Genomic DNA, 26,643 nt, shown 5'->3' on the forward strand with positions numbered 1-26,643 from the left:
TATCTTCATAACTCAATTTCATAATAAAACACCCCAAAAGTTAGATTCTTTCTGTCTAACTTTTGGGGTGCAGTTCATTTCGATGGGAAGTACAAAATAAAAAGATTGCTAGAGTTGAGCAATCCTTTTACATCAATGGTTTTTATCCATAAGTTTTAATTCTTTTGGAGAAATATGGAGATACTTTTTAAAAACTTTGGCAAAATATTTATAGTCTGAAAATCCAACTTGTTCAGAGATATCGCTTAAGGGAGAATTAGGGGATTCAGCCATTTTATCTATAGCTTGCTTGAGGCGGTAGCGTAAGATATATTCATTTAGCGTCATTGGGAAGTCTTCTTTGATAACCTTATATAGATAACTTTCGCTATACCCTAGATTCTCTGCAATGGTAGAAATGGTAAAGTGCATGCAGTAGTGTTGATGCACAAATTCCAGAATTTGCTGAATGATTTGGTTTTGTGTATCGACTTGTTGGATAGAGGTGAGTAAAGTTTGATATTCTTCTAAAAAAGGAGTTTCTTGATAAGTGCTAACTCGTAATCGCAAAACAATTTTTTGAAGACATTCTGTCAATTCCTTGGTATCAATTGGTTTGGATAGAAAATCAACTGCCCCATATTGCATGGCTTTTTTGGCATTTTGAAAATCGTTATAACCTGATAAGATAACTTTTTCATAGGAGAGAGTACGAGTGGCTTCAAACATCATAAAAGCATCCATAATTGGCATGGTGATGTCTGTTAAGACAATATGAGGTTCTTTTTCTTGGATGAGTTTCATACCCTCTTGACCGTGACTGGCAGTTCCTACGACTTGGATGCCTAAGGCAGAGTAGTCTACGGCAATCTCTAGCCATTTTCGAATGAGGTGTTCATCTTCTACGATGATGAGCTTAAACATGAGTTAGTCCTTTCGTTACAAATTTTACCCAAGTTTCTCCATGGCGATTGACTCCTAAATCTAGCTGGACATCAGAAAAGAAATTGCTCAATCGTTTGTAGCTGTTAACGATACCATGCTGGGTATGAGGGCTTTCTAAAGAATCTAAAATAGCGAGTCGCTCTTGTTTTGTGAGCCCTCCGGCATTATCCTTGACTAAAAAAGTCAGAGAATCTTCTTCCAAGGTAATGTGGATATCTATATGAAGATCAATACGGTATTGCATCCCATATTTTATAGCATTTTCTACTAGAGGAAGCAAGAAAAGCTTAGGGATAGGCTGATTGTCGACAGTTTCTGGACAGACAATATCATAAGAAAAGTGCTTAAAACGAATCTTATGGATCGTAAGGTAATCCTCTATAATCTTTAAATCCTGACAAATGGTTGTTTCTTTTTCTAAATCGGTGATACTGTAGCGAAGAATGCGCGTGAGATTTTGAATTAGGTCTTGTGTAAGAGCGGCATCCATTAAAGAAGTGATTTTAATTGTCTCAAGTGTATTGTAGAGAAAATGAGGATTGAACTGAGCTTCCAGCATTTTTCTTTCAAAAATCCACTTTTCTTTTTCTATGGTCAACATTTTCTGATGAAGTTGATCTAATTCGTACAACATATTGTTGATTTTTTCTGCCATAAACTCAAACTCATCACCTGTTTGTAGAGAAAGCCTTTTTTCTGCTTGTTTAGGAATTTCTTGAAGTTGGTAAACCAAACTTTCAATAGGAACAGCATTGTGTGTGGCGATTTTATGAGCAATTCGCCTTGCTTGCCAGAAGTAGAGGAAGAATATACATAAGGTGAGAATGGAGGCTAGACCGAGTAAGCTAGGAATGGGAAAGAAGGATTGAAAAGTATAGATTGAAAAAATAGCACCGACTTTTTCTTTTTGAACAATAAGCGGTTCATTCGCATACCAGTGGGTGCGAGAGTGTAGGAGTTTTTCATCAAATTTTTCAAGAGTGGAACGAGTGAACTGATTTGTATTGTTAGAAAACATATTTCCAAAACTATCGGTAATGATGTATTTGGAATTGATCATTGGAAAACTTGAGATGAAATCATTCTCATTTACGAAAGCAATAGTATAGGACTTAACTCGTTGGTTTTGAAGTAGTGGTTTGATAAAGAGTGTGTAGTGTTGCTTGTCTGAAGAGAGTGCAATTTTTTCTGTCACTTTTTCTTGAGAAGGATTTTGAATGAGCAGTTTTAGATAGTAGGGAGATAAAATACTTTCTTGATGATTTCGATTGGTACTAAATAGTAATTCACCTGTATCACTTAGGATAATGAGGTCAGAACTAAGTTTTAATTTAGCTTTTGTCTCGTAAAATAAGCTAAAGACTTCTCGTTCTGTGTGTTTACCATCCAAAAATCCAGGAATCATTTTATGGTTCATAGTAGTCAGGAGTTCATTATTTGCTTCTTTCATTTCTTGAACCTGTTTGACAATCTGTCTCGTATCTTTGGAGAGTTGTTGCTTTTGTAAAAAATAGGAAAAACCAAAAAGTAAAATGAGTAGTAAAAGAGAGGTCACAAAGGCTGCGATAGAGCTTCTATGGAGAATTTCTTTTTGGAGAGATTTTTTAAAGGAATGAGACATCCGCTACCTCCTTGGAAGGGTTTTCTGTTATAAGTATAGCAGTTTAAAAATTCTAGAGCAAGGTAAAATAGAAAAGTATAGAATAGAACGAGACCAAATTCCCTCAAAAATGGTATAATAGTAACATCACAAAATTGGAGAGAGACCATGAGTTTTTACAATCATAAAGAAATTGAGCCTAAGTGGCAGGGCTACTGGGCAGAACATCATACATTTAAGACAGGAACAGATGCCTCAAAACCGAAGTTTTATGCGCTTGACATGTTCCCTTACCCGTCTGGAGCAGGTCTGCACGTAGGACACCCAGAAGGCTACACAGCGACTGATATCCTTAGCCGTTACAAACGTGCCCAAGGTTACAATGTCCTTCACCCAATGGGGTGGGATGCTTTTGGTTTGCCTGCAGAGCAATACGCCATGGATACAGGGAATGACCCAGCTGACTTTACAGCGGAAAACATTGCCAACTTCAAACGTCAAATCAATGCGCTTGGCTTCTCTTACGACTGGGATCGTGAAGTCAACACAACAGATCCAAACTACTACAAATGGACCCAGTGGATTTTCACCAAACTTTACGAAAAAGGATTGGCCTATGAAGCCGAAGTACCAGTAAACTGGGTGGAAGAATTGGGAACGGCCATTGCCAACGAAGAAGTCCTTCCTGACGGAACTTCTGAGCGTGGTGGCTATCCAGTTGTCCGCAAACCAATGCGCCAATGGATGCTTAAAATCACGGCCTATGCAGAGCGCTTGCTCAATGACTTGGATGAGTTGGATTGGCCAGAGTCTATCAAGGACATGCAACGCAACTGGATTGGTAAATCAACTGGTGCTAATGTAACTTTCAAAGTGAAAGGGACTGACAAGGAATTTACCGTCTTTACCACTCGTCCTGATACGCTTTTCGGTGCGACTTTCACCGTTTTGGCTCCTGAGCATGAACTAGTAGATGCCATCACAAGTCCAGAGCAAGCTGAGGCAGTAGCTGACTACAAACACCAAGCTAGCCTCAAGTCAGACTTGGCTCGTACCGACCTTGCCAAAGAAAAAACAGGGGTTTGGACGGGTGCTTATGCCATCAACCCTGTCAATGGCAAAGAAATTCCAATCTGGATTGCCGACTATGTTCTTGCTAGCTATGGTACAGGCGCGGTAATGGCTGTTCCAGCCCACGACCAACGTGACTGGGAATTCGCCAAACAATTTGACCTTCCAATCGTAGAAGTGCTTGAAGGTGGAAACGTTGAAGAATCTGCCTATACTGAAGATGGTCTTCATGTCAATTCAGACTTCCTAGATGGACTAAACAAAGAAGAAGCGATTGCTAAAATTGTGGCTTGGTTGGAAGAAAAAGGCTGCGGTCAAGAAAAAGTCACCTACCGTCTCCGCGACTGGCTCTTTAGCCGTCAACGTTACTGGGGTGAGCCAATTCCAATCATTCATTGGGAAGATGGAACTTCAACAGCCGTTCCTGAAAGTGAATTGCCACTTGTCTTACCAGTAACCAAGGATATCCGCCCTTCAGGTACTGGGGAAAGCCCATTGGCTAACTTGACTGACTGGCTTGAAGTGACTCGTGAAGATGGTGTCAAAGGTCGTCGTGAAACCAACACCATGCCACAATGGGCTGGTTCAAGCTGGTACTACCTCCGTTATATTGACCCACACAATACTGAGAAATTGGCTGATGAGGATCTCCTCAAACAATGGTTGCCAGTCGATATCTACGTGGGTGGTGCAGAACACGCCGTGCTTCACTTGCTTTACGCTCGTTTCTGGCACAAATTCCTCTATGACCTCGGTGTTGTTCCGACTAAGGAACCATTCCAAAAACTCTTTAACCAAGGAATGATTTTGGGAACAAGCTACCGTGACCACCGTGGGGCTCTTGTGGCGACTGATAAGGTTGAAAAACGTGACGGATCCTTCTTCCATGTGGAAACAGGAGAAGAGTTGGAGCAAGCGCCAGCCAAGATGTCTAAATCTCTCAAAAACGTGGTTAACCCAGACGATGTGGTGGAACAATATGGTGCCGATACCCTTCGTGTTTATGAAATGTTCATGGGACCACTCGATGCTTCGATCGCTTGGTCAGAAGAAGGCTTGGAAGGAAGTCGTAAATTCCTTGACCGTGTGTACCGTTTGATCACAAGTAAGGAAATCGTTGGGGAAAACAATGGCGCTCTTGACAAGGTTTACAACGAAACTGTTAAAGCTGTCACAGAGCAAATCGAGTCCATGAAATTCAACACAGCCATTGCCCAGCTCATGGTCTTTGTCAACGCAGCTAACAAGGAAGACAAACTCTATGTAGACTACGCTAAAGGCTTTATCCAATTGATCGCCCCATTTGCGCCTCACTTGGCAGAAGAACTCTGGCAAACAGTCGCAGCAACAGGTGAGTCCATCTCTTATGTAGCTTGGCCAACATGGGACGAAAGCAAATTGGTTGAAGACGAAATCGAAATCGTCGTCCAAATCAAAGGTAAAGTTCGTGCCAAACTCATGGTCGCTAAAGACCTGTCACGCGAAGAATTGCAAGAAATTGCTTTCGCTGACGAAAAAGTCAAAGCAGAAATTGACGGTAAGGAAATCGTGAAAGTGATTAGTGTCCCTAACAAGCTTGTGAATATTGTGGTGAAATAACCAATTTATTTGCTCATTTGCAACCTCAAACAGTTCCCCAAACTGTTTGAGCCAACTAAACTCGTTAATATCGTTGTGAAATAAGATAGGAATCCTTCAGAGTAGAATCTGGAGGATTTTTAAATTGGATTATGCTATAATAGTCCCAACTAAGATAAAAACACAGTTCTGGTTGGTAGTCCAGACGTAGGCAAGCCTATCAGTAACCTTCCTCCTTGGTTGTCCATTCTTAGGGATAGATTTAAGGAGGTGCTGTCGTGGAAATCGTTTCAATTGGCTTGACAGTTTATTTTGAAGATGGATTTTGGCATGGATTGTTTGAACAAGAGTACGAGGGAACTTATCAAGTTTGTCGAGTGACATTTGGTCAGGAACCAAAAGAGGATGAAATTTTGAAACTTTTACAGACTCAGTTTGTTCGGTTATCTTTTAGTCCAGAGGCAACAGTCAAACAGCATGTGAAGATTAAGAATCCGAAGCGTCTGCAGCGAGCTGTAAAGAAACAGGTGAAGCAGAAAGTTTCTTCTAAGTCACAAGAACTTTTACAGTTGCAGTTTGAGGAACGAAAAAAGCATTCAAAACAACAGTCTAGTCTCCAAAAGCAATTGCTCAAGCAAGAGAAATTTGAACGCAAACAGCAAAAACGTAGAGAGAAGCACAAGGGTCACTAGTGACTCTCTCTTTCATAAAATAGAACAGCTCTTCTTGGATAACAAGAGCTGTTTTTGCTTGTATTGAAAATTCCTCTCCTAATAGCTCTACTTATCGTCAAAAATTTTACTAATGGCAGTTTCAAATTCAGGACAATACTTGCTTGCTTTAAATTCAATCCTGTCCTATTCAGCAGTTTCATTTTGCTAGAAGGGAGTGTGTGTCATGATTTCTGATTCATTTTTTATTGTTTGGTTTAGCGAGAACAATACTACCGACTCTTGGATTTTTCTGCCGGATGCTATAAAACACCTCTTTTATAGTGCATGTTTAAAAATATAATGTGTGGTTGTAAGTGATTTTCCACTTCCTCTAGTGATTCGATAGGAGAAAAACGGTTGCAGCCTGAACCACTTTAACTTAGCCCCCATTATTTTACCACTTGTCCTTTCATTTTAACTGTTTATCTCAAAAGTCGATTTTTCTTTCATTCTTTTTGTTAAACTAGTGAGGTAAAGAGGAGGGGAAAATATGATTTTACAAGCTAAACATTTGACTAAACGGTACGGTAATCATATGGCTGTCGATGATATTCAGTTAGAGTTTGAAAAAGGAAGTTTCAATGCTATTTTGGGACCCAATGGTGCAGGGAAATCAACCACTATTTCCATGTTAATCGGTTTGAAAAATCCGACACAAGGTCAGATTCGATATGCGCCAAATACGAAAATTGGAGTTGTTTTTCAAGCTAGTGTACTGGATGAGATGTTGACGGTTAGGGAAAATCTCACGATTCGTGCTCAACAGTATAAGGAGATTGCAGCAAGTCGTGTGGATGATTTGATCCATCAACTGGGTTTGACGGCTTTCCAGAAACAACTCTATGGAACCTTGTCAGGTGGACAAAAACGTCGGGTTGATATTGCGCGTGCTCTTCTTTCGCGACCAGATATTCTTTTCTTGGATGAACCAACGACAGGTCTTGATATTCAGACTCGCAAATCCATCTGGGATCTACTGTATCGACTACAAAAGGATGAAGGGATGACTATTATCTTAACGACTCATTATCTGGATGAAGCAGATGAAGCGGATCAGATCTATATCGTTGATCATGGGAAAGTGATTGCGCAAGGTTCTGCGACTGCTATCAAAAGTCAGTATGCATCTAATATCCTAAAAATTCGTTTTAAGGAAATGAAAGATTTAGAAAAGTTGCTACAGACTGGAATGACAGTAGAGGAAGAAAACAAGTTGGAATATCTTTTTTATCCAAGGACGTCACAGGAAGCCATTGAATATTTGGCAAAAGTTCGAGAAGAAATTGATTCTTTTGAGTTTCGCCCAGGTACTATGGATGATGCCTTTATTGCACTTACAGGAAGAGAGGTTCGCTAATGCTAGCTTTATTGAAACGGAATTTTATCTTATATTTTCGTAATCGTTCGGGAGTATTTTTCTCATTATTGGGGGCATTGATTTCCTTCCTCCTTTATATCATTTTTTTGCAGAAGAACTTGACGGATGCTTGGTCCCAACTCCCTGATAATACGAACCTTTTAAATAACTGGCTGATGGGTGGGACCTTGGCTGTGACTGGGATGACAACCAGTTTTACGGCTCTTACACAAATGGTACAGGATCGTGAAAATCAAGTGGATCAAGATCTCTTCTTGACAGATTTAGGTAACTGGGGCTTACAGACGTCCTATCTAATCAGTAGTATTGTCATTTCTTTTGTCATGCAGGTGTTTATGTATGCTGTTATGAGTTTTTATTTTAAAGAGAGCCCAGTTATCAGTCATTTACCGGAAATCGCTTTGATTATGTTGTTAAGCAGTCTGCTTTCAAGTTTGGTAAATGTTCTCTTGATTTACCGTTTTCAATCTGTAGATAGCCTTGGGAAACTGGCAACGATAGTGGGAACTGCTTCTGGATTTTTAGTAGGAACTTATATCCCTATTGGAGTATTACCTGATTCTGCACAGCTTTTCATGAAATGTACCCCTGCAACTTATATTGCTTCTCTTTATCGACAAGTCTTGATGAAAGATCGGTTAGAGACCGCATTTTCAGGAAACAACAGTCTGTTACAGGAATTTCAAGAAAAAATGGGAATCCAAATCAACTGGCAAGAACTATTGACAAAGGGAGAAACATACTTTATAGTGGTTATTATCAGTCTCGTCGCTATTCTTCTTTGGCTTTTATTTGTTAAAGTGTTTAGCAAGAGAAAATAAAGATGTATTGGAGAGAAAATGAAGATTCGTTTTGAAATGAAGACAGAGTTTTCAGAAAAAGACCCACACATTTTAATTCAGGCAGCTCAGTTAACTGACCAAGCAAGAGAAGTCATGGAGTATTTAGAACAATTTTCAACGACTAATCAGGTGGTCATTCCTATTCGAACGGATGATCATCTGGTTATGGTAAAAATTGAGGATCTTATTCTAGCAGATATCGATAAGAATTTGTTGACCATTTATACGGTAGACGGGATTTATAAAACTAAGGAAACATTGACAAACTTTCAGAATCGGATTAACCGGCGTAACTTTATACAGATATCACGTCATTCAATTATAAACATTGACCATCTAGAGTCATTATCGGATAGTTTTTCAGGAAACATGATGGCTAAGATGACTCGGGGTATCAAATCTAGTGTGAGTCGGAAATACGTTAAGTCCTTAATGGATTATCTAGGTTTATAGGAGAAAATCATGAAGCGATTGATTGCTTATTTTGTATCGGGAATGCGTACGGCCTCCTTTGTTTATTTGAGTTTGGTGTTATTGGCTCAGTTTTATTCAGGTATTACCTATCCCACACCAACGACAAAAAATATTCTAGCTTTGTTTTTGATGAGCGGAATTATGGGGGTATTGACCTTAATCCTTGAAAGGCTAGAGTTTCTTGCTTATAGTATGCGTGTAGGAGTTCATTTGTTAGCGACAGCTACTATTTTAGTATTAACCTACCTATTTTTTGGCTGGGGTTCAGCATTGTTGAGTCCCTTGCTTTGGTTCTTTTTCTTATTAATTTATGGACTGATATGGTTGTACCAGATCTGGCAAACTCACAAGCTCACCCAACGGATTAATCAAGCCTTAGAAGATAAAAGAAAGAAAACGAATCACTAATGTAGTGAGTGGATGAGGTTTGAGGAGAGTGCTAGTTTCCATATAGAGCAAATTATGATATAGTATTTTCAGCGTAAAGCAAGGAGAAAAACGATGCCAGTAAATGAATATGGTCAGATAATTGGTGAGTCAATGGAAGGTTATACTCCAGGAGAATTGCCTTCCATTGATTTCTTAGAAGGGCGCTACGCTCGGATAGAGGCTCTTTCGGTGGAAAAGCATGCGGAGGATTTATTAGCTGTTTATGGTCCAGGTACTCCTCGGGAGATGTGGACCTACCTCTTTCAGGAACCAGTGGCAGATATGGAGGAACTGGTTAGCCTTTTAAATCAGATGTTGGCTCGTAAGGATCGCTTTTACTATGCGATTGTAGACAAGGCAACTGGTAAGGCCTTGGGAACTTTTTCTCTCATGCGCATTGACCAGAATAACCGAGTAATAGAAGTGGGTGCCGTCACTTTTTCTCCAGAGCTCAGGGGAACACGTATAGGGACAGAGGCTCAGTATCTCCTAGCGCGATATGTTTTTGAGGAGCTTAACTATCGTCGCTACGAATGGAAATGTGATTCTCTTAATCTGCCATCCAGACGAGCTGCGGAGCGTTTGGGCTTTGTCTATGAAGGAACCTTCCGTCAGGCAGTCGTTTATAAGGGGCGTACGAGAGATACGGATTGGTTGTCTATGATTGATAAGGACTGGCCTCAAGTTAAAGCTCGTTTGGAAGTATGGTTGGCTCCTGAAAATTTTGATAAAAATGGACGGCAGTACAAGAGCTTGAGAGAACTTTAAGAGGTGTTGACATGATCACTATTAAAAAGCAAGAAATTGTCAAGTTAGAGGATGTTTTGCATCTCTATCAGGCTGTCGGTTGGACAAATTATACACATCAACCTCAGATGTTGGAGAAGGCCTTATCTAACTCATTAGCAATTTATCTAGCACTTGATGGCGATGCCGTGGTGGGCTTGGTCCGTTTGGTCGGAGATGGTTTTTTATCGATTTTTGTCCAGGATTTGATCGTTTTGCCTAGCTATCAGCGCCAAGGGATTGGTAGCAACTTGATGAAAGAGGCTTTAGGTGACTTCAAAGATGCCTATCAAGTCCAACTAGTGACCGAACAGACAGAAAAAAACTTGGGATTCTATCGTTCTCTAGGATTTGAAACCTTATCTACTTATGATTGTACAGGAATGATTTGGGTGGATCGAAAAAGATAAAAAAATTATTTTTTCTTAAGTAAAGTTTAAGCCTTTTCCTGTATTATATAATCATTAAATAAAGACCTCCTAACTTTATTTAATGAAATCCTAAACTTTTCTTTTTCATAATAATCTCCCTAAAAAAGCCACCTGATTAGGTGGCTTTTTTGTTTGAAAAAACTCCTTAGAAAAGACTAAGGAGAAAGAATTATGTTTTCTTTTTAAGTTGTTGGTTTCGATACTGTCTAGGTGTTAGGTGATAGTGCTGCTTAAATTGACGGTTGAAGTTTGAAAGGTTGGTGAAACCGACTTGGCTTGCAATTTCTTGAATGCTGAGGTTGGTTTGGACGAGTTTCTCACAGGATTTCTCAAGACGTAACTGGAGCAGGTAGTCCATACAACTGGCTCCAGTATGTTGCTTGAAAATACTCATAAAGTGATTTTTACTATATCCAAATGTTGCAGCCAGTTGCTCAATATGAATGGGTTCTGCGTAGTGCTGTTCAAGGTAGCAAATCACTTCTTTTAGTTTTTGGTATTTTTGGTAGGTATCATCTGTATAGTGTCGATTGACATATCGATACTTGAAGAGAAGATGAAGCAATTCGTATAGTTTAGATTTTATGAGTAGATCGTAGTATATGCCTTTTTCTTCAAGGATAGAAAAGAGGGAAAGAAGGCAGGATTGAATTTGATCATAGGCCTTATCGCCTGGTGATATTTGGGGAGTAAGGCAAAAGTGACCAGAGTGGAGGGGTTGGATATAGCGTTGGCTAAAACTGTCAATTTGACTTCTACCTAGGAAATCTAAATGGATACGAAAAACTGCTGAAATTTGTTCTTGATTTTCAATAGGGTAGATAGCGTGAGGAGACGTTGGCTGAATTAGAAAAATATCACCCTCATGACTTTCAAAGCGCTCAGAGTTGATATAGAAGGTAGCAGTTCCTTTTTTGACATAGATTATCTCGAGTTCAGGATGCCAATGGTAAATTGTATTAGAAGATTGCTTGGACAGGATTTGTTTTTCAAAATCATATGGGAAGTCAGATGGGTTATCTCGTAAGAAACGTGAACGGTCTGCCATGGTAAATCCTCCCAATATACTATTACTACTTTTATTATACCAAAAAAACTTCCTTATATAGGAAGTTCTCTTTTTTTAGCCTTTTTTCTTCATATATAGGAGGTTAAGGAGAAGCCCAACAGCTGCGAGAGCGATAGCCACATAAAAAGCTACACTATAATTTCCATTATTAGCCATTGCCATTTGAACAGCGACTTTGGGAGCGAAAAATGCTGCTAAAGAATATCCAGTGAAGACGATGCCGTAGTTGACCCCTTGATTTGCAGGACCGTAATTTTCCATGACGATAGATGGGAAGACCCCCATAACACCACCAAAGCAGATACCAAGCCCAATAATTCCTAAGGTAAACCCGAATTGACCAGGAACGATAGTTAGGGAGAATAAAGCTAGGACAATGACAGAGTAGATAATCAATAAGGTCTTTGAACGGCCAATTTTATCAGAAAGTGATCCCCAGATAAAACGACCACTAGAATTTGCGATTGAATAAAGAGAGACATAGAGAGCTGCAGTACCAGCAGAGAGTCCAAACATTGATTGACCGATTGGTGATGCTTGAGAGGCAATCATCAAACCAGAAAAGGCTCCAACAAAGAACATACTAATGATAATGTAAAACAGAGGACTTTGTAGCATTTGTTTCCAGTTTTTATTAGTAGCTCCTTGCTTGGTTGGGATAGGAGCTTTCCAGCCTGCTGGTTGGTAGCCGCTTGGAGCTGCCTTGATAAAGAAAATTGCACAGATGATAACAACAATATAGACTAGTCCAATTGTACGAAAAGCAAAGAAGGCGTCTTGTTGTTGAATGAGATTGCTTGCGACTGGAGAAGCGATGACTGCGGCAAATCCCATGCCGCCTGTCAGAATTCCAGAGGCTAAGCCACGTTTATCAGGGAAGAGGCGAAGTGAATTGGAGAGGGCACCCGAATAGGCAAAACCTTGACCAAGCCCGGCCATTAATCCATAGGTCAAATAAAGCATGGCTGGTGAATTGGCATAGCCGGTTAAGTAAAATCCGCTAGCAAATAGGAGAGCACCGAGGGCGATGGTCCATTTTACGTAACCTTTGTCAACTAAATAACCTCCAAGAATCATGGGGATAGGACCGATTGCAGAGTTGATAGCAAATGCTAACATAATATCAGACATGGACCAGCCTGTTGAACTGCTAAGTGGTCCGGCAAAAACAGAAAAGGAATAGACGGCACCTGTGCAAAGAAGAATGGCTGTAGACGCGACTAAAATCCTCCAACGATTGAATGTCTCTTTCATAAAAACATCCTCCTTAAATGTATATTTTTTCACCAAGACTATATCATAGTTAAGGAAGCCGGTCAATAGTTTATGAAGATATTTTGTTAATTTTTTCACGAACTTGTACTAAAGTACGATAATCTGATAGAATAACACGGTCTTTATTATCAAGGATTTACAAGATTTTCTAAAGTAGTATAATGAAAGTAGATTAAATAAATGAAAGGGGTACCAAGATGAAACTAGTTGCTATCGTTGGAACCAATTCGGATCGCTCAACCAATCGGAAACTCTTGAAATTTATGCAAAAGCATTTTTCGGATAAAGCCGACATTGAGGTATTGGAAATCAAACAATTGCCAGCATTTAACGAACCTGAGGACAAGCTAGCGCCAGCTGAAGTTCAAGCTTTTTCAGAAAAAATTCTTGCTGCAGATGGTGTGATTATTTCAACCCCGGAATACGATCACACAATACCAGCACCTTTGGCCTCTGCTTTAGAGTGGATTGCTTATACCAGTCGTGCCTTGGTTAACAAACCAACTATGATTGTCGGAGCTTCTCTCGGTTTGCTAGGAACATCTAGAGCGCAGGCGCACTTGCGTCAGATTTTAGATGCGCCGGAGCTTAAAGCAAGAGTTATGCCGGGTACAGAGTTCTTTCTAGGTCATTCTGAGCAAGTCCTAGATGATGAGTGTCATTTGAACAATCCTGAAAAGGTTGCAGAACTAGAAGAACATTTTTCAGAGTTTCAAAATTTTGTTGAATTAACAAAAGCTTTAGTAAAACCTGAAGATACAAATCGAAAAAAATCATTCATCTGGGAAGAATGGTTAAAAGCCTAGGGAATTAATGAAAGGAGAAGAGTCAATGAAATTAGTAGCTATTGTTGGGACTAATGCAAAAAAATCCTATAATCGCAACCTGTTGCAATTTATGAAAAGACATTTTGTTTCAAAAGCGGATATGGAGATTTTAGAAATAACAGATGTACCGATGTTCAATGAAACAGATGATCAAACAGATACACCTATTATTCAGAAGTTTAATCAAGCTATTTCAGAAGCTGATGGTGTCATTATCTCGACACCCGAGCACAATCATACGATTCCATCAAGTTTGAATAGTTTGCTCGAGTGGTTGTCTTTTAACATTCATCCACTAGATGGAAAGCCGACAATGATTGTCGGAGCTTCCTACGATATTCAAGGTTCTTCACGTGCCCAACTTCATCTTCGTCAGATTTTGGATGCTCCTGGGGTAAATGCAACAGTTATGCCAGGTAGTGAGTTTTTACTTGGTCGAGCTCATCGAGCATTTGATGATAATGGAGATTTGATTGAGGAGCGAACTGTTGATTTCTTAGATAGCTGTTTCTATCGTTTCCTTCGCTTTGTATCCGTTGCAAACCAAATAAATCTTCCTGAAGAAGTTCGCTTTGAACCGGGGACTTACCATGTTACAACTGAAGGCCATAATGGTAAATTACCGATGGATGTAACGGTTTCTGAGGACCGTATTGAAAAAATCGAAATCGATTCTTCTGGAGAATCTTCAGGAATCGCAGATGTCGTCTTTACCCGTATTCCAGCAGAAATCATTGAGGGACAAACCTTAAATGTTGATGCGGTGTCAGGAGCTTCTGTGACTTCAAATGGTGTTTTAGATGGAGTTGCGCGTGCAGTCAAACAAGCCGGTGCAAATCCAGATGTTTTACGGAAACGCTCAAAAGCACCATCCGCCTTAGATAAAGAAGATAAAACCTATCAGGCAGACGTTGTCATCGTCGGAGGCGGAGGAGCTGGATTAGCTGCAGCAGCTGCAGTCTTACAAGCTGGTAAGAAGCCAATTGTTGTTGAGAAATTTCCTGCAATTGGAGGAAATACTGTTCGTGCAGGTGGTCCAATGAATGCACCAGATCCAGCATGGCAAGGAACCTTCGCAGCTCATCCAGGTGAGGCGCATACGCTTCAAGAATTGATTGCGACAGATGAATCAACGATTGATCCAGAATATCTAGAGGACTTTAGAGCCTTGAAAGTTGAGGTTGAACAGTATTTGCAGAACCCGAGCTATTTGTTCGATTCTACCTTACTTTACCGTATCCAAACCTATATTGGTGGGAAACGAAAAGATTTACAAGGAAATGAAATTCATGGCCAATACGATTTGGTTTCTGTATTAACCGAGCGAGCCCTAGAGTCTGTTCGTTGGTTGGAAGACATCGGCGTTGAATTTGTTCGTAGTGAAGTGACAATGCCAGTTGGAGCCCTTTGGCGTCGTGGCCATAAGCCGGTTCAACCAATGGGGTATGCCTTTATATCTGTCCTACAAAAATATGTTCTAGAACATGGTGGCAAGATCTTGACTGACTCTCCAGTTAAAGAATTGCTTGTAAAAGACGGGGCTGTCAAGGGTGTCAGAGCAGAAGGTCGAAACGGTCAAACCATCATTGTCAATGCAGATGCCGTTGTTCTAGCTTCTGGAGGATTTGGTGCCAATACAAAGATGCTACAAAAATACAATACCTACTGGACTGAAATTGCAGATGATATTGCTACATCTAATACACCAGCTGTAACAGGAGATGGTATTCTTTTAGGGCAAAGTGTAGGTGCAGATTTAGTGGGTATGGGCTTTAGTCAAATGATGCCAGTATCCGATCCAGTGACAGGAGCTCTTTTCTCAGGACTTCAAGTTCCTCCAGCAAACTTCATCATGGTAAATACTGAAGGGAAGCGCTTTGTAGATGAGTACGGTAGCCGAGATAAGCTATCTCAAGCGGCGATTGATAATGGAGGCTTGTTCTATCTAATCGCAGATGAACGTATCAAGGAAACTGCCTACAATACTAGCCAAGAAAAAATCGATGCCCAAGTCAAAGCAGGTACTCTCTATCGTGCAGATACGATAGAAGAGTTGGCGGTTCAGATTGGTGTAGATCCACAAGTTCTAGTGGAAACGATTAAGAATTACAATTCCTATGTAGATGCAGGTTTTGATCCTGAATTTAATAAAGGTAGTTTTGATCTCAAGTGTGAGGTTGCGCCATTTTACGCAACACCGAGAAAACCAGCCGTTCACCATACAATGGGTGGACTCAAGATTGATACTTCAACACACGTTTTGAATCAAAACGGTCAGATTATCCCTGGTTTGTATGCTGCCGGAGAAGTCGCAGGTGGACTCCATGCAGGTAACCGTCTAGGAGGAAATTCGCTTACGGATATCTTTACTTTTGGACGTATTGCAGGTCAAACAGCTGTTCAAGAAAATTGTTAGTGATTGATTTAAAAATTAAGGGAATTTTAAGTCTCCTTGTGTATCATATAATCATTAAATAAAGACCTCCTAATACTCTTCGAAAATCTCACCAACCTTCGTTAGAGTCGACTTAGCTAACTATAGTTATGCTTGCGTCTATCTGCCTAGTCTGATTTCGATTTTCATTGAGTACCCTTTATTTAATGAAATCCTAAACTTTTCTTTTTCATAATAATCTCCCTAAAGAGGCCACCCAATCAGGTGGCTTTTTTGTTTGTGGCTTGGATTTTTGATATAATAGAGCCATGAGTAGAATTTTAGATAATGAAATCATGGGTGATGAGGAGTTGGTAGAACGTACCCTCCGTCCCCAGTATTTACGTGAATATATTGGGCAGGATAAGGTCAAGGACCAGCTGCAAATCTTTATCGAGGCTGCCAAAATGCGGGATGAAGCACTGGACCATGTTCTTTTATTTGGTCCTCCAGGTTTGGGGAAAACAACCATGGCTTTTGTTATTGCCAATGAATTGGGTGTCAATCTCAAGCAAACATCAGGTCCTGTCATTGAAAAAGCTGGTGATCTGGTAGCGATTTTGAATGATTTGGAGCCTGGAGACGTTCTCTTTATTGATGAGATTCATCGCTTGCCCATGTCGGTGGAAGAGGTGCTCTATAGTGCCATGGAAGACTTTTACATTGACATCATGATTGGCGCTGGAGAGGGCAGTCGCAGTGTCCATTTGGACTTGCCGCCTTTTACCTTGATTGGTGCAACGACACGTGCGGGGATGCTCTCAAATCCTCTACGGGCACGTTTTGGGATTACAGGTCATATGGAATACTATACCCATGCTGACTTGACAGAGATTGTTGAGCGGACGGCAGATATTTTTGAGATGGAAATCACTCATGAGGCAGCTTCAGAGTTGGCCTTACGTAGTCGAGGAACCCCTCGTATCGCCAATCGTCTCCTCAAGCGCGTGCGTGATTTTGCCCAGATTATGGGGAATGGGGTTATTGATGATGTGATTACCGATAAAGCTTTGATCATGCTGGATGTTGACCGTGAAGGCTTGGACTATGTGGATCAAAAAATCCTCCGTACCATGATTGAGATGTACGGTGGTGGTCCTGTCGGGCTGGGAACTCTCTCCGTTAATATTGCCGAGGAGCGCGAAACGGTCGAAGACATGTACGAACCCTACCTGATCCAGAAAGGCTTTATCATGCGAACACGGTCTGGACGGGTAGCGACTGCTAAGGCATATGAGCATTTAGGGTATGAATACAATGAAAAATGAACAAGAAATTCTAGATGCTTTCAGAGAAAATCCGGATATGATGACCATTCTGACCATCATTCGTGATCTTGATCTGAAAGATTCGTGGTTGGCAGCGGGTTCGGTTAGGAATTTCATCTGGAATCTCTTGTCAGACAAATCCCCTTTTGACCGTGAAACGGATGTGGATGTGATTTTCTTTGATCCAGATGTTTCTTATGAGGAAACAGTATCCCTAGAGAACAAGCTGAGAGAAGATTTCCCTCAGTATCAGTGGGAGTTGAAAAATCAGGTCTATATGCATCTACACAGTCCCCACACTGCGCCTTACACAAGCTCTCGTGATGCCATGAGTAAGTATCCAGAACGCTGTACGGCGATAGGCCTTCGCTTGCATGCCGATGCAACTTTAGAGCTCTTTGCGCCTTATGGTTTAGAGGATATTTTTAACTTTCACGTATCCCCAACTCCTCATTTTTTAGAGAATGAGGACCGGATGGAGCTCTATCAAGAACGCCTGTCCAAGAAAAATTGGCAAGAAAAATGGGAAAATCTCACTTTTTCAAAAAACTTAAGAAAAATTTAAGTTAGGAACGGTATACTAAGTCCATAAGTTAAGAGAAACTTAACTTAAACTCCTAAAACTTTTTCATAATAATCTCCCTATAAAATAAAGTCGCCCAATCAGGCGGCTTATTTTTTGTTACTTACAAGTAATGATAGTAACTTAGCAATAGAAGAAAATAGGGAAGTATGGTATAATAAAACGATAGATTTTTGAATAGGAATAAGATCATGTTTGGATTTTTTAAGAAAGATAAAGCTGTAGAAGTTGAGGTTCCAACACAGGTTCCTGCTCACATTGGCATCATCATGGATGGAAATGGTCGCTGGGCTAAAAAACGGATGCAACCACGGGTTTTTGGTCATAAGGCAGGGATGGAAGCCCTCCAAAAGGTGACCAAGGCAGCTAATAAGATGGGAGTTAAGGTCATCACAGTCTATGCCTTTTCAACGGAAAATTGGACACGTCCGGATCAGGAAGTCAAGTTTATCATGAACTTACCAGTCGAGTTTTATGATAACTATGTTCCTGAATTGCATGCAAATAATGTTAAAATTCAGATGATTGGTGAGACGGACCGTCTGCCTAAGCCGACTTTTGAAGCTTTGACAAAAGCAGAGGAATTGACTAAGAACAATACGGGTTTGATTCTCAATTTTGCTCTTAACTATGGTGGACGTGCTGAGATTACACAGGCTGTTAAGCTGATTTCTCAGGATGTTTTAGATGCGAAAATCAATCCGGGTGATATCACAGAGAAATTGATTGGCAACTATCTCTTCACCCAACATTTGCCTAAGGATGTGCGAGATCCGGACTTGATTATTCGTACCAGTGGAGAATTACGCTTGAGCAATTTCCTTCCATGGCAGGGAGCTTATAGTGAGCTCTATTTTACGGATACCCTGTGGCCTGATTTTGACGAGGCAGCCTTGCAGGAAGCAATTCTTGCCTACAATCGTCGACAACGCCGATTTGGAGGAGTTTAGGAGAAAATATGACCAAGGATTTACAAGAGAGAACACTGTTTGCCGGACTGGCTCTGCTTATCTTCCTTCCCGTCTTGTTTGTTGGCGGGCTCCTGTTGCAGATAGGGATTGGCTTGTTAGCAATGCTAGGCGTCCATGAGCTCCTGCACATGAAGGGACTAAAGACTATGACCATTGAGGGCACCTTGACCCTCCTTGCAACCTTTGCCCTCACAATCCCCTTAGAAAATTACCTAACTTTTTTGCCGGTTGATGGCAATGTAGTTGTCTACAGTGTTTTGATTACAATAATGTTAGGGACAACCGTTTTCAGTAAAAACTATACGATTGAAGATGCTGCCTTTCCGATTGCTGTGAGTTTCTATGTTGGTTTTGGCTTCAATGCCTTACTAGATGCTCGTATAGCTGGATTTGATAAGGTTCTCCTGGCTCTCTTTATCGTTTGGGCGACAGATAGTGCAGCTTATCTGACGGGGGTGAATTTTGGCAAGCATAAGTTAGCCCCGAGAGTTTCTCCTAATAAGAGTATTGAGGGCTTTGTTGGGGGTATTCTAGGTGCGGTACTGATAACAGTACTCTTCATGCTAGTGGACAGTACAGTTGCTCTTCCCTATGGAATTTATAGGATGAGTCTTTTTGCCGCCTTCTTCAGTGTAGCAGGCCAGTTTGGTGACTTGATTGAGAGTGCCATGAAACGCCATTTTGGTGTCAAGGATTCTGGAAAATTTATCCCTGGACATGGCGGTGTGTTGGATCGCTTTGACAGCATGCTGATTGTGTTTCCAATGATGCACTTATTTGGCCTGTTTTAAAGAAAGGAAGATTGAATGATTGGATTGCTAACCTTTATCCTCGTTTTTGGGATTATAGTGGTGGTGCATGAGTTTGGACATTTTTATTTTGCCAAGAAATCAGGCATTCTAGTTCGTGAATTTGCCATTGGTATGGGGCCCAAGATTTTTTCCCATATCGGTAAGGATGGCACTGCTTATACCATTCGGATCCTTCCTCTAGGAGGCTATGTTCGTATGGCAGGCTGGGGTGATGATGCGACAGAGATCAAGACAGGAACTCCAGTCAGTTTAACACTTGCCGACGATGGCAAGGTCAAACGGATCAACCTCTCAGGAAAGAAGTTGGATCAAACGGCCCTTCCTATGCAGGTAACCCAGTTTGACTTTGAAGACAAGCTCTTTATCAAGGGGTTGGTCTTGGAAGAAGAAAAGACTTTTGCAGTGGATCATGATGCGACGGTTGTTGAAGAAGACGGAACCGAAGTACGCATCGCTCCTCTGGATGTACAGTATCAAAATGCTTCTATCTGGGGTAAGCTTATCACCAACTTTGCAGGTCCTATGAATAACTTTATCTTAGGTGTTGTTGTTTTTTGGATCCTGATCTTTTTGCAAGGCGGTGTTAGAGATACTCAGACCAATCTCTTTCATGTCATGCCAGAGGGAGCTTTGGCTAAGGTAGGTGTAGCTGAGACCGCTCAAATTACCAAGGTCGGCTCGCATGAGGTTAAGAATTGGCAAGACTTGACCCAGGCTGTGGAAGCCGATACCAAGGACAAGACCTCTCCGACCTTAGATGTGACCATTTCTGAAAATGGTAGCGAAAAACAAGTCACGGTGACTCCAGAAGAGAATCAAGGGCGTTACATTCTCGGGGTTCAACCGGGAGTCAAGTCAGACTTTCTATCCATGTTTGTTGGTGGATTTACAACTGCTGCTGACTCAGGGCTCCGTATCCTTTCGGCTCTGAAAAACTTGATTTTCCATCCAGATTTGAACAAACTCGGTGGTCCCGTTGCTATTTTTAAGGCAAGTAGCGATGCTGCTAAAAATGGTCTTGAGAATGTCCTTTACTTCTTAGCTATGATTTCCATCAATATCGGGATTTTTAACTTGATCCCTATCCCAGCTTTGGATGGTGGAAAGATTGTGCTCAATATCCTAGAGGCTATCCGCCGGAAACCCCTTAAACAAGAAATTGAAACCTATGTCACCATGGCTGGTGTAGTTATCATGGTTGCCTTGATGCTAGCTGTGACCTGGAATGACATTATGCGACTCTTCTTTTAGATAATCGAGGAATATTATGAAACAAAGTAAAATGCTAATCCCAACGCTTCGCGAAATGCCAAGCGATGCTCAAGTTATCAGCCACGCCCTTATGTTGCGTGCTGGTTATGTTCGTCAAGTTTCTGCCGGTGTTTATTCTTACCTACCACTCGCTAACCGTGTGATTGAAAAGGCTAAGAATATCATGCGCCAAGAGTTTGATAAGATTGGTGCGGTGGAGATGTTGGCTCCTGCCCTTCTCAGTGCTGATCTTTGGCGTGAATCAGGCCGTTATGAAACCTATGGTGAAGACCTTTATAAACTGAAAAACCGTGAAAAGTCAGACTTTATCCTAGGTCCGACACACGAAGAAACTTTTACAGCTATTGTTCGTGACTCTGTCAAGTCTTACAAGCAATTGCCACTCAACCTTTACCAAATCCAACCGAAATACCGTGATGAAAAACGTCCACGTAACGGTCTTCTCCGTACGCGTGAATTTATCATGAAAGATGGTTATAGTTTCCATGCTAATTACAATAGTTTGGATGTGACTTATGACGAGTACAAGGCGGCCTACGAACGTATCTTCACTCGCAGTGGTTTGGATTTCAAGGCTATCATCGGTGACGGTGGTGCCATGGGTGGTAAGGATAGCCAAGAATTTATGGCCATCACTCCTGCTCGTACAGACCTTGACCGCTGGGTTGTCTTGGACAAGTCAGTTGCATCATTTGATGAAATTCCTGCAGAAGTACAAGAAGAAATCAAGGCAGAATTGCTCAAATGGATGGTTTCTGGTGAAGACACCATTGCCTACTCAAGTGAGTCTAGCTATGCAGCTAACTTAGAAATGGCAACAAACGAGTACAAACCAAGCAACCGTGTCGTTGCGGAAGAAGAAGTGACTCGAATGGAAACTCCAGGTGTTAAATCCATCGATGAAGTCGCAGCCTTCCTTAACGTGCCAGAAGAACAAACGATCAAAACCCTCTTCTACATGGCAGATGGTGAGCTTGTTGCAGCCCTTCTAGTTGGAAATGACCAACTTAATGAAGTCAAGTTGAAAAACCATTTGGGTGCAGATTTCTTTGATGTGGCTAGCGAAGAAGAAGTAGCAAGTGTTATCCCAGCAGGATTTGGTTCGCTTGGCCCAGTTGCTTTGCCAGAGAATGTGAAAATCATTGCAGACCGTAAGGTGCAAGATGTTCGCAATGCTGTTGTGGGGGCTAATGAAGATGGCTATCACTTGACGGGCGTGAACCCAGGTCGTGACTTCACTGCAGAATATGTGGATATCCGTGAAGTTCGTGAGGGTGAAATTTCACCAGACGGACAAGGTGTTCTTAACTTCGCGCGTGGTATCGAGATTGGTCATATTTTCAAACTCGGAACTCGCTACTCAGCAAGTATGGGTGCAGATGTTTTGGATGAAAATGGTCGTGCTGTGCCAATCATCATGGGATGTTACGGTATCGGTGTTAGCCGCCTCCTTTCAGCCGTTATAGAGCAACACGCTCGCCTCTTTGTTAACAAAACGCCAAAAGGTGAATACCGTTATGCTTGGGGAGTTAACTTTCCTAAAGAATTGGCACCATTTGATGTGCATTTGATCACTGTCAATGTCAAAGATGAAGAAGCGCAAGCCTTAACAGAAAAACTTGAAGCAAGCTTGATGGAAGCTGGTTACGAAGTCTTGACAGATGACCGTAACGAACGTGTCGGAGTGAAGTTTAGCGATAGCGATTTGATTGGTCTTCCAATCCGTATCACCGTTGGGAAGAAAGCGGCTGATGGTATCGTAGAAGTTAAGATTAAGGCGACTGGTGACACCATTGAAGTTCATGCAGATAACTTGCTCGAAACCCTTGAAATCCTAAGCAAGAAATAAAAACTATAATCAGAAGAAAAACAAGGCAAAAATGTAACTAGTTTTTACCTTGTTTTTTCTATATAATGGGAATGAATAAATACATAATCAAGTTAAGAGGTATAAGTATGCTAAAATTTCCAAAGGACTTTGTCTGGGGCTCCTCGACTTCTGGCCCACAGACAGAAGGACGTGTAGCTGGTGATGGTAAGGGAGATAATCTCTGGGATTATTGGTACCAAGTAGAACCCAATCGCTACTATAATGAGATTGGTCCAGATAAAACATCAACCTTTTACGAAAACTGGGAAAAGGATATCGAGCTCCTGGTAGAAACAGGTCATACGGCCTTTCGCACTTCTATTCAGTGGTCTCGACTTTTCCCGCAAGGCCGTGGAGAGATCAATCCTCAAGGAGTGGCTTTCTACCGTCAGGTCTTTGAAGCCATTAAGGCCAAGGGGATTCGTCTTTTAGTCAATCTCTATCACTTTGACCTTCCTTTTGCCCTGCAAGAAGATGGGGATGGTTGGGAAAATAAGGCAACTATCAAGGCTTACGAAGACTATGCGCGTTTCTGTTTTGAGACCTACGGTGACTTGGTGGACCAATGGATTACCTTCAATGAGCCTATCGTTCCTGTTGAGTTTGGTTATTTTTATGATGCCCATTATCCACACAAGGTAGATGCCAAAGCAGCGGTTCAGGTAGCCTATAATACGCAACTGGCTAGTAGTCTTGCGGTGAAGGCCTGTCATGAGCTTTTACCTGATTCCAAGATTGGGATTGTCCTCAACTTGACACCAGCCTACCCACGTAGTCAACATCCTGCGGATGTGAAAGCAGCTCGTATTGCGGATCTTTTTCAAGCCCAATCTTTCCTAGACCCGTCTGTCTTGGGAGCTTATCCAGAGGAATTGGTGGAAATTTTAGCTGAGCATGATTTACTACCAGATTCTACAGAAGAAGAGTTGGAAGTCATTCGGGAGCACGCAGTGGACTTTCTTGGAGTCAATTACTACCAACCTTTGCGCGTTATGGCGCCGCGTTTTGCTAAACATCCAGACAGTCCCCTCTTGCCAGAACATTTTTACGAGCCTTATATCATGCCGGGCCGTAAAATCAATCCTCACCGCGGTTGGGAAATCTACGAGCAGGGAATTTATGATATCGCCCAAAATATCAAGGAAAACTATGGTAATATCGAGTGGATGTTGACAGAGAATGGCATGGGTGTTGAAGGGGAAGAAAAATTCCGTGAGAATGGCATGATTCAAGACGACTATCGTATCGACTTTGTCAAAGGGCATCTTCGTGAACTATACCGTGCGATTGAAGACGGTGCTAACTGTAAGGGCTACTTAATCTGGACCTTTATTGATTGCTGGTCATGGCTCAATAGCTATAAAAACCGCTATGGTTTGGTTGAATTAGACTTGGAAACACAAGAACGCCGTCTGAAGAAATCAGGGCACTGGTTCAAGGAACTCAGCGATCATAATGGATTTTAAAAATAAAAAAAGTGAGATGGTGTTCATCTCACTTTTTATTACAATATCATCACCAAGGTTCCGATCGTAATCAGGATACAGCCAACAATTGTTTTAAACGTCAGGATATCTTGTAGGAAGAAAAAGGCTAGAACGAGGGTAATGACGAGACTGAATTTATCGACAGCAGATACCTCAGTCGCATTGCCCATCTGTAGGGCCTTGTAGTAGCAGAGCCAGGAGGCGCCAGTGGCCAAGCCTGATAAGATGAGAAAGAGCCAACTTTTTCTACTGATGTTGACAATTTCGGTCTGACTATTGGTCAAGAAAACCATGGCCCAGGCCATAAGAATGACAACGACCGTACGAATAGCGGTTGCTAGATTGGATGGAACTCCCTCAATCCCAATCTTGGCTAAAATTGACGTTAAGGCTGCAAAGACAGCTGATAAAAGTGCGAAGAAAAACCACATGGCAAATACCTCCTCTTTTTATTATAAGTAATTGATGCTGACTTGTCAGGTATCAAGTGAAATTCTGATAAAATATCAGATAGAAAACTATACCAATTTTTATCCTTGACAAGTGATAAAAACAAGTATATACTGTCTTTGCTGGTTCTGTAAAACGAAAATCAGACTATACCAATTTAAGGAGAAAGCACAGCTGGTCTGTGTCGTATATACTATGTGTGGAATTGTTGGTGTTGTTGGAAACACAAATGCAACTGATATTTTGATTCAAGGGCTTGAAAAGCTCGAATACCGTGGCTATGATTCTGCGGGGATTTTTGTCCTAGGTGGTGCTGAAAATCATCTAGTTAAGGCTGTTGGTCGTATTGCAGAATTGTCTGCTAAGACAGCTGGTGTTGAGGGAACAACTGGTATCGGGCATACGCGTTGGGCAACTCATGGGAAACCAACTGAGGACAATGCTCACCCACACCGCTCTGAGACAGGACGTTTTGTCTTGGTGCACAATGGGGTGATTGAAAACTATCTCGAAATCAAGGAAGAATACCTTGCAGGTCACCACTTCAAGGGGCAAACAGATACGGAAATCGCCGTTCACTTGATTGGGAAATTTGCAGAAGAAGATGGTCTTTCAGTTCTTGAAGCCTTCAAAAAAGCTCTTCACATCATCCGTGGTTCTTATGCCTTTGCCTTGGTTGACTCTGAAAATCCAGATGTCATCTATGTCGCTAAGAACAAATCACCACTCTTGATTGGTCTTGGAGAAGGCTACAACATGGTCTGCTCAGATGCCATGGCTATGATTCGTGAGACCAACCAATACATGGAAATTCATGACCAAGAGTTGGTAATCGTCAAGGCTGATAGTGTCGAAGTTCAAGACTATGATGGCAATCGCCGTGAGCGCGCTAGCTACACTGCTGAGCTAGACTTGTCAGATATCGGTAAGGGGACTTACCCTTACTACATGCTCAAGGAAATCGATGAGCAACCAACTGTTATGCGTAAACTCATCCAAGCCTACACAGATGAGGCAGGTCAAGTTGTCGTAGATCCAGCTATCATCAAGGCTGTTCAAGACGCAGATCGCATCTACATCCTTGCAGCTGGAACATCTTACCACGCAGGATTTGCTTCTAAGAAGATGCTGGAAGAATTGACGGATACACCAGTTGAACTTGGAATTTCATCTGAGTGGGGCTACGGTATGCCACTTCTCAGCAAGAAACCGCTCTTCATCTTTATCAGCCAGTCTGGTGAAACAGCTGACAGCCGTCAGGTTTTGGTTAAGGCTAATGAAATGGGCATTCCGAGTTTGACAGTGACAAACGTGCCAGGTTCAACTCTTTCACGTGAAGCCAACCATACCATGCTTCTTCACGCGGGTCCTGAAATTGCCGTAGCATCAACAAAGGCCTATACGGCGCAAATCGCAGCCCTTGCCTTCCTTGCAAAAGCAGTTGGAGAAGCAAACGGCAATGCCAAAGCCCAAGCCTTTGACCTGGTTCATGAGTTGTCAATCGTAGCTCAGTCTATCGAATCAACTCTTTCTGAGAAAGAAACCATTGATGCTAAAGTTCGTGACCTTCTTGAAACAACTCGCAACGCCTTTTACATCGGACGTGGTCAAGACTACTATGTAGCCATGGAAGCCAGTCTTAAGCTAAAAGAGATTTCTTACATCCAGTGTGAAGGTTTTGCGGCTGGAGAACTCAAGCATGGAACCATTGCCTTGATTGAAGAAGGAACGCCTGTCTTGGCCCTCTTATCAGATTCAGTCCTTGCCAACCATACTCGTGGAAATATCCAAGAGGTCGCAGCCCGTGGTGCCAAGGTTCTCACTATCGCAGAAGAGAATGTTGCTAAAGAGACAGACGATATCGTCCTTACGACTGTACACCCATACCTTTCACCAATCTCAATGGTCGTACCAACGCAATTGGTCGCTTACTTTGCAACTCTACACCGTGGACTCGATGTGGACAAACCACGTAACCTTGCTAAGTCAGTAACAGTAGAATAAGCTAAGAAAGTCTAGTTGATCTAGGCTTTTTCTAATGAGCAAATTCATTGAAAATAAAACTAATTAGTGATAAAATACCCTAAAAACTAAAAGAG

The 26,643-nt window shown here is 41.6% G+C and carries 23 protein-coding genes; 18 read left to right on the forward strand and 5 right to left on the reverse strand.

Annotated elements, in window-relative coordinates:
* Positions 1 to 132: 132 nt before the first annotated feature.
* On the reverse strand, positions 133 to 903 hold the full coding sequence (locus M1F74_RS09575) for a response regulator transcription factor (protein WP_080980817.1): 771 nt from the start codon (positions 901 to 903) through the stop codon (positions 133 to 135).
* A complete protein-coding gene (locus tag M1F74_RS09580; RefSeq protein WP_247946976.1) occupies positions 896 to 2,545 on the reverse strand; it encodes a sensor histidine kinase in 1,650 nt (549 codons plus the stop codon). Before M1F74_RS09580 ends, M1F74_RS09575 begins: the two co-directional genes overlap by 8 nt.
* 147 nt (positions 2,546 to 2,692) lie before the next feature.
* Between M1F74_RS09580 and leuS the strand changes: the two genes are divergently transcribed.
* From leuS to M1F74_RS09620, 8 genes are all read left to right on the forward strand, one after another.
* Positions 2,693 to 5,194: a leucine--tRNA ligase gene (leuS, locus tag M1F74_RS09585; RefSeq protein ID WP_247946977.1), complete on the forward strand. Its 2,502-nt coding sequence runs from the start codon at positions 2,693 to 2,695 to the stop codon at positions 5,192 to 5,194.
* A gap of 257 nt (positions 5,195 to 5,451) precedes the next feature.
* A complete protein-coding gene (locus tag M1F74_RS09590; RefSeq protein WP_000407103.1) occupies positions 5,452 to 5,865 on the forward strand; it encodes a YjdF family protein in 414 nt (137 codons plus the stop codon).
* Positions 5,866 to 6,376: 511 nt separating this feature from the next.
* On the forward strand, positions 6,377 to 7,243 hold the full coding sequence (locus M1F74_RS09595) for an ABC transporter ATP-binding protein (RefSeq protein WP_084941155.1): 867 nt from the start codon (positions 6,377 to 6,379) through the stop codon (positions 7,241 to 7,243).
* Positions 7,243 to 8,085, forward strand: coding sequence for an ABC transporter permease (locus M1F74_RS09600; RefSeq protein ID WP_195215977.1), 843 nt, complete (start codon positions 7,243 to 7,245; stop codon positions 8,083 to 8,085). Before M1F74_RS09595 ends, M1F74_RS09600 begins: the two co-directional genes overlap by 1 nt.
* An 18-nt stretch (positions 8,086 to 8,103) precedes the next feature.
* Positions 8,104 to 8,559 carry a LytTR family DNA-binding domain-containing protein gene (locus M1F74_RS09605; RefSeq protein WP_009729708.1) on the forward strand — a complete coding sequence of 152 codons (456 nt, stop codon included), beginning with the start codon at positions 8,104 to 8,106 and terminating at the stop codon, positions 8,557 to 8,559.
* A 9-nt stretch (positions 8,560 to 8,568) separates the two neighbouring features.
* Entirely contained in the window at positions 8,569 to 8,988 is a 420-nt protein-coding gene (locus M1F74_RS09610; protein WP_000825488.1) for a DUF3021 domain-containing protein, read from the forward strand.
* 93 nt (positions 8,989 to 9,081) lie between these two features.
* Positions 9,082 to 9,777 (forward strand): GNAT family N-acetyltransferase, encoded by a 696-nt coding sequence (locus M1F74_RS09615; protein WP_247946978.1) that lies wholly within the window; start codon positions 9,082 to 9,084, stop codon positions 9,775 to 9,777.
* Positions 9,778 to 9,788: 11 nt separating this feature from the next.
* Positions 9,789 to 10,205, forward strand: coding sequence for a GNAT family N-acetyltransferase (locus M1F74_RS09620; RefSeq protein WP_247946979.1), 417 nt, complete (start codon positions 9,789 to 9,791; stop codon positions 10,203 to 10,205).
* 190 nt (positions 10,206 to 10,395) lie between these two features.
* On the opposite strand, the gene M1F74_RS09625 is transcribed toward M1F74_RS09620, so the two are convergent.
* The gene (locus M1F74_RS09625; RefSeq protein ID WP_247946980.1) at positions 10,396 to 11,274 is read right to left on the reverse strand and encodes an AraC family transcriptional regulator; all 879 of its coding nucleotides are present in this window, start codon (positions 11,272 to 11,274) and stop codon (positions 10,396 to 10,398) included.
* Positions 11,275 to 11,349: 75 nt separating this feature from the next.
* The gene (locus M1F74_RS09630) at positions 11,350 to 12,549 is read right to left on the reverse strand and encodes an L-lactate MFS transporter (protein ID WP_247946981.1); all 1,200 of its coding nucleotides are present in this window, start codon (positions 12,547 to 12,549) and stop codon (positions 11,350 to 11,352) included.
* Between the two features lie 218 nt (positions 12,550 to 12,767).
* On the opposite strand from M1F74_RS09630, the gene M1F74_RS09635 reads away from it, so the two are divergent.
* From M1F74_RS09635 to M1F74_RS09675, 9 genes are all read left to right on the forward strand, one after another.
* Complete coding sequence (locus M1F74_RS09635) at positions 12,768 to 13,376, forward strand: NADPH-dependent FMN reductase (protein WP_049478933.1); 609 nt, start codon at positions 12,768 to 12,770, stop codon at positions 13,374 to 13,376.
* Positions 13,377 to 13,401: 25 nt separating this feature from the next.
* Positions 13,402 to 15,813, forward strand: a complete 2,412-nt coding sequence (locus tag M1F74_RS09640; protein WP_247946982.1) for a flavocytochrome c — start codon at positions 13,402 to 13,404, stop codon at positions 15,811 to 15,813.
* A 287-nt stretch (positions 15,814 to 16,100) separates the two neighbouring features.
* Positions 16,101 to 17,099: a Holliday junction branch migration DNA helicase RuvB gene (gene ruvB / locus M1F74_RS09645; RefSeq protein ID WP_282184767.1), complete on the forward strand. Its 999-nt coding sequence runs from the start codon at positions 16,101 to 16,103 to the stop codon at positions 17,097 to 17,099.
* The gene (locus tag M1F74_RS09650) at positions 17,080 to 17,664 is read left to right on the forward strand and encodes a nucleotidyltransferase family protein (RefSeq protein ID WP_247946983.1); all 585 of its coding nucleotides are present in this window, start codon (positions 17,080 to 17,082) and stop codon (positions 17,662 to 17,664) included. Before ruvB ends, M1F74_RS09650 begins: the two co-directional genes overlap by 20 nt.
* 209 nt (positions 17,665 to 17,873) lie before the next feature.
* A complete protein-coding gene (locus tag M1F74_RS09655) occupies positions 17,874 to 18,632 on the forward strand; it encodes an isoprenyl transferase (protein ID WP_247946984.1) in 759 nt (252 codons plus the stop codon).
* A gap of 8 nt (positions 18,633 to 18,640) precedes the next feature.
* Positions 18,641 to 19,444, forward strand: coding sequence for a phosphatidate cytidylyltransferase (locus tag M1F74_RS09660; RefSeq protein WP_247946985.1), 804 nt, complete (start codon positions 18,641 to 18,643; stop codon positions 19,442 to 19,444).
* Between the two features lie 15 nt (positions 19,445 to 19,459).
* On the forward strand, positions 19,460 to 20,716 hold the full coding sequence (gene rseP / locus M1F74_RS09665) for an RIP metalloprotease RseP (RefSeq protein ID WP_247946986.1): 1,257 nt from the start codon (positions 19,460 to 19,462) through the stop codon (positions 20,714 to 20,716).
* Positions 20,717 to 20,732: 16 nt separating this feature from the next.
* Positions 20,733 to 22,586, forward strand: coding sequence for a proline--tRNA ligase (locus M1F74_RS09670; RefSeq protein WP_000814035.1), 1,854 nt, complete (start codon positions 20,733 to 20,735; stop codon positions 22,584 to 22,586).
* Between the two features lie 107 nt (positions 22,587 to 22,693).
* The gene (locus tag M1F74_RS09675) at positions 22,694 to 24,073 is read left to right on the forward strand and encodes a glycoside hydrolase family 1 protein (protein ID WP_247946987.1); all 1,380 of its coding nucleotides are present in this window, start codon (positions 22,694 to 22,696) and stop codon (positions 24,071 to 24,073) included.
* 38 nt (positions 24,074 to 24,111) lie between these two features.
* On the opposite strand, the gene M1F74_RS09680 is transcribed toward M1F74_RS09675, so the two are convergent.
* On the reverse strand, positions 24,112 to 24,525 hold the full coding sequence (locus M1F74_RS09680) for an EamA family transporter (RefSeq protein ID WP_045617748.1): 414 nt from the start codon (positions 24,523 to 24,525) through the stop codon (positions 24,112 to 24,114).
* 214 nt (positions 24,526 to 24,739) lie between these two features.
* Between M1F74_RS09680 and glmS the strand changes: the two genes are divergently transcribed.
* Positions 24,740 to 26,548 (forward strand): glutamine--fructose-6-phosphate transaminase (isomerizing), encoded by a 1,809-nt coding sequence (gene glmS / locus M1F74_RS09685; protein ID WP_247946988.1) that lies wholly within the window; start codon positions 24,740 to 24,742, stop codon positions 26,546 to 26,548.
* Positions 26,549 to 26,643 lie beyond the last annotated feature (95 nt).

This window comes from Streptococcus oralis (assembly GCF_023109315.1).
GTDB classification, from domain to species: Bacteria; Bacillota; Bacilli; order Lactobacillales; family Streptococcaceae; genus Streptococcus; species Streptococcus oralis_BS.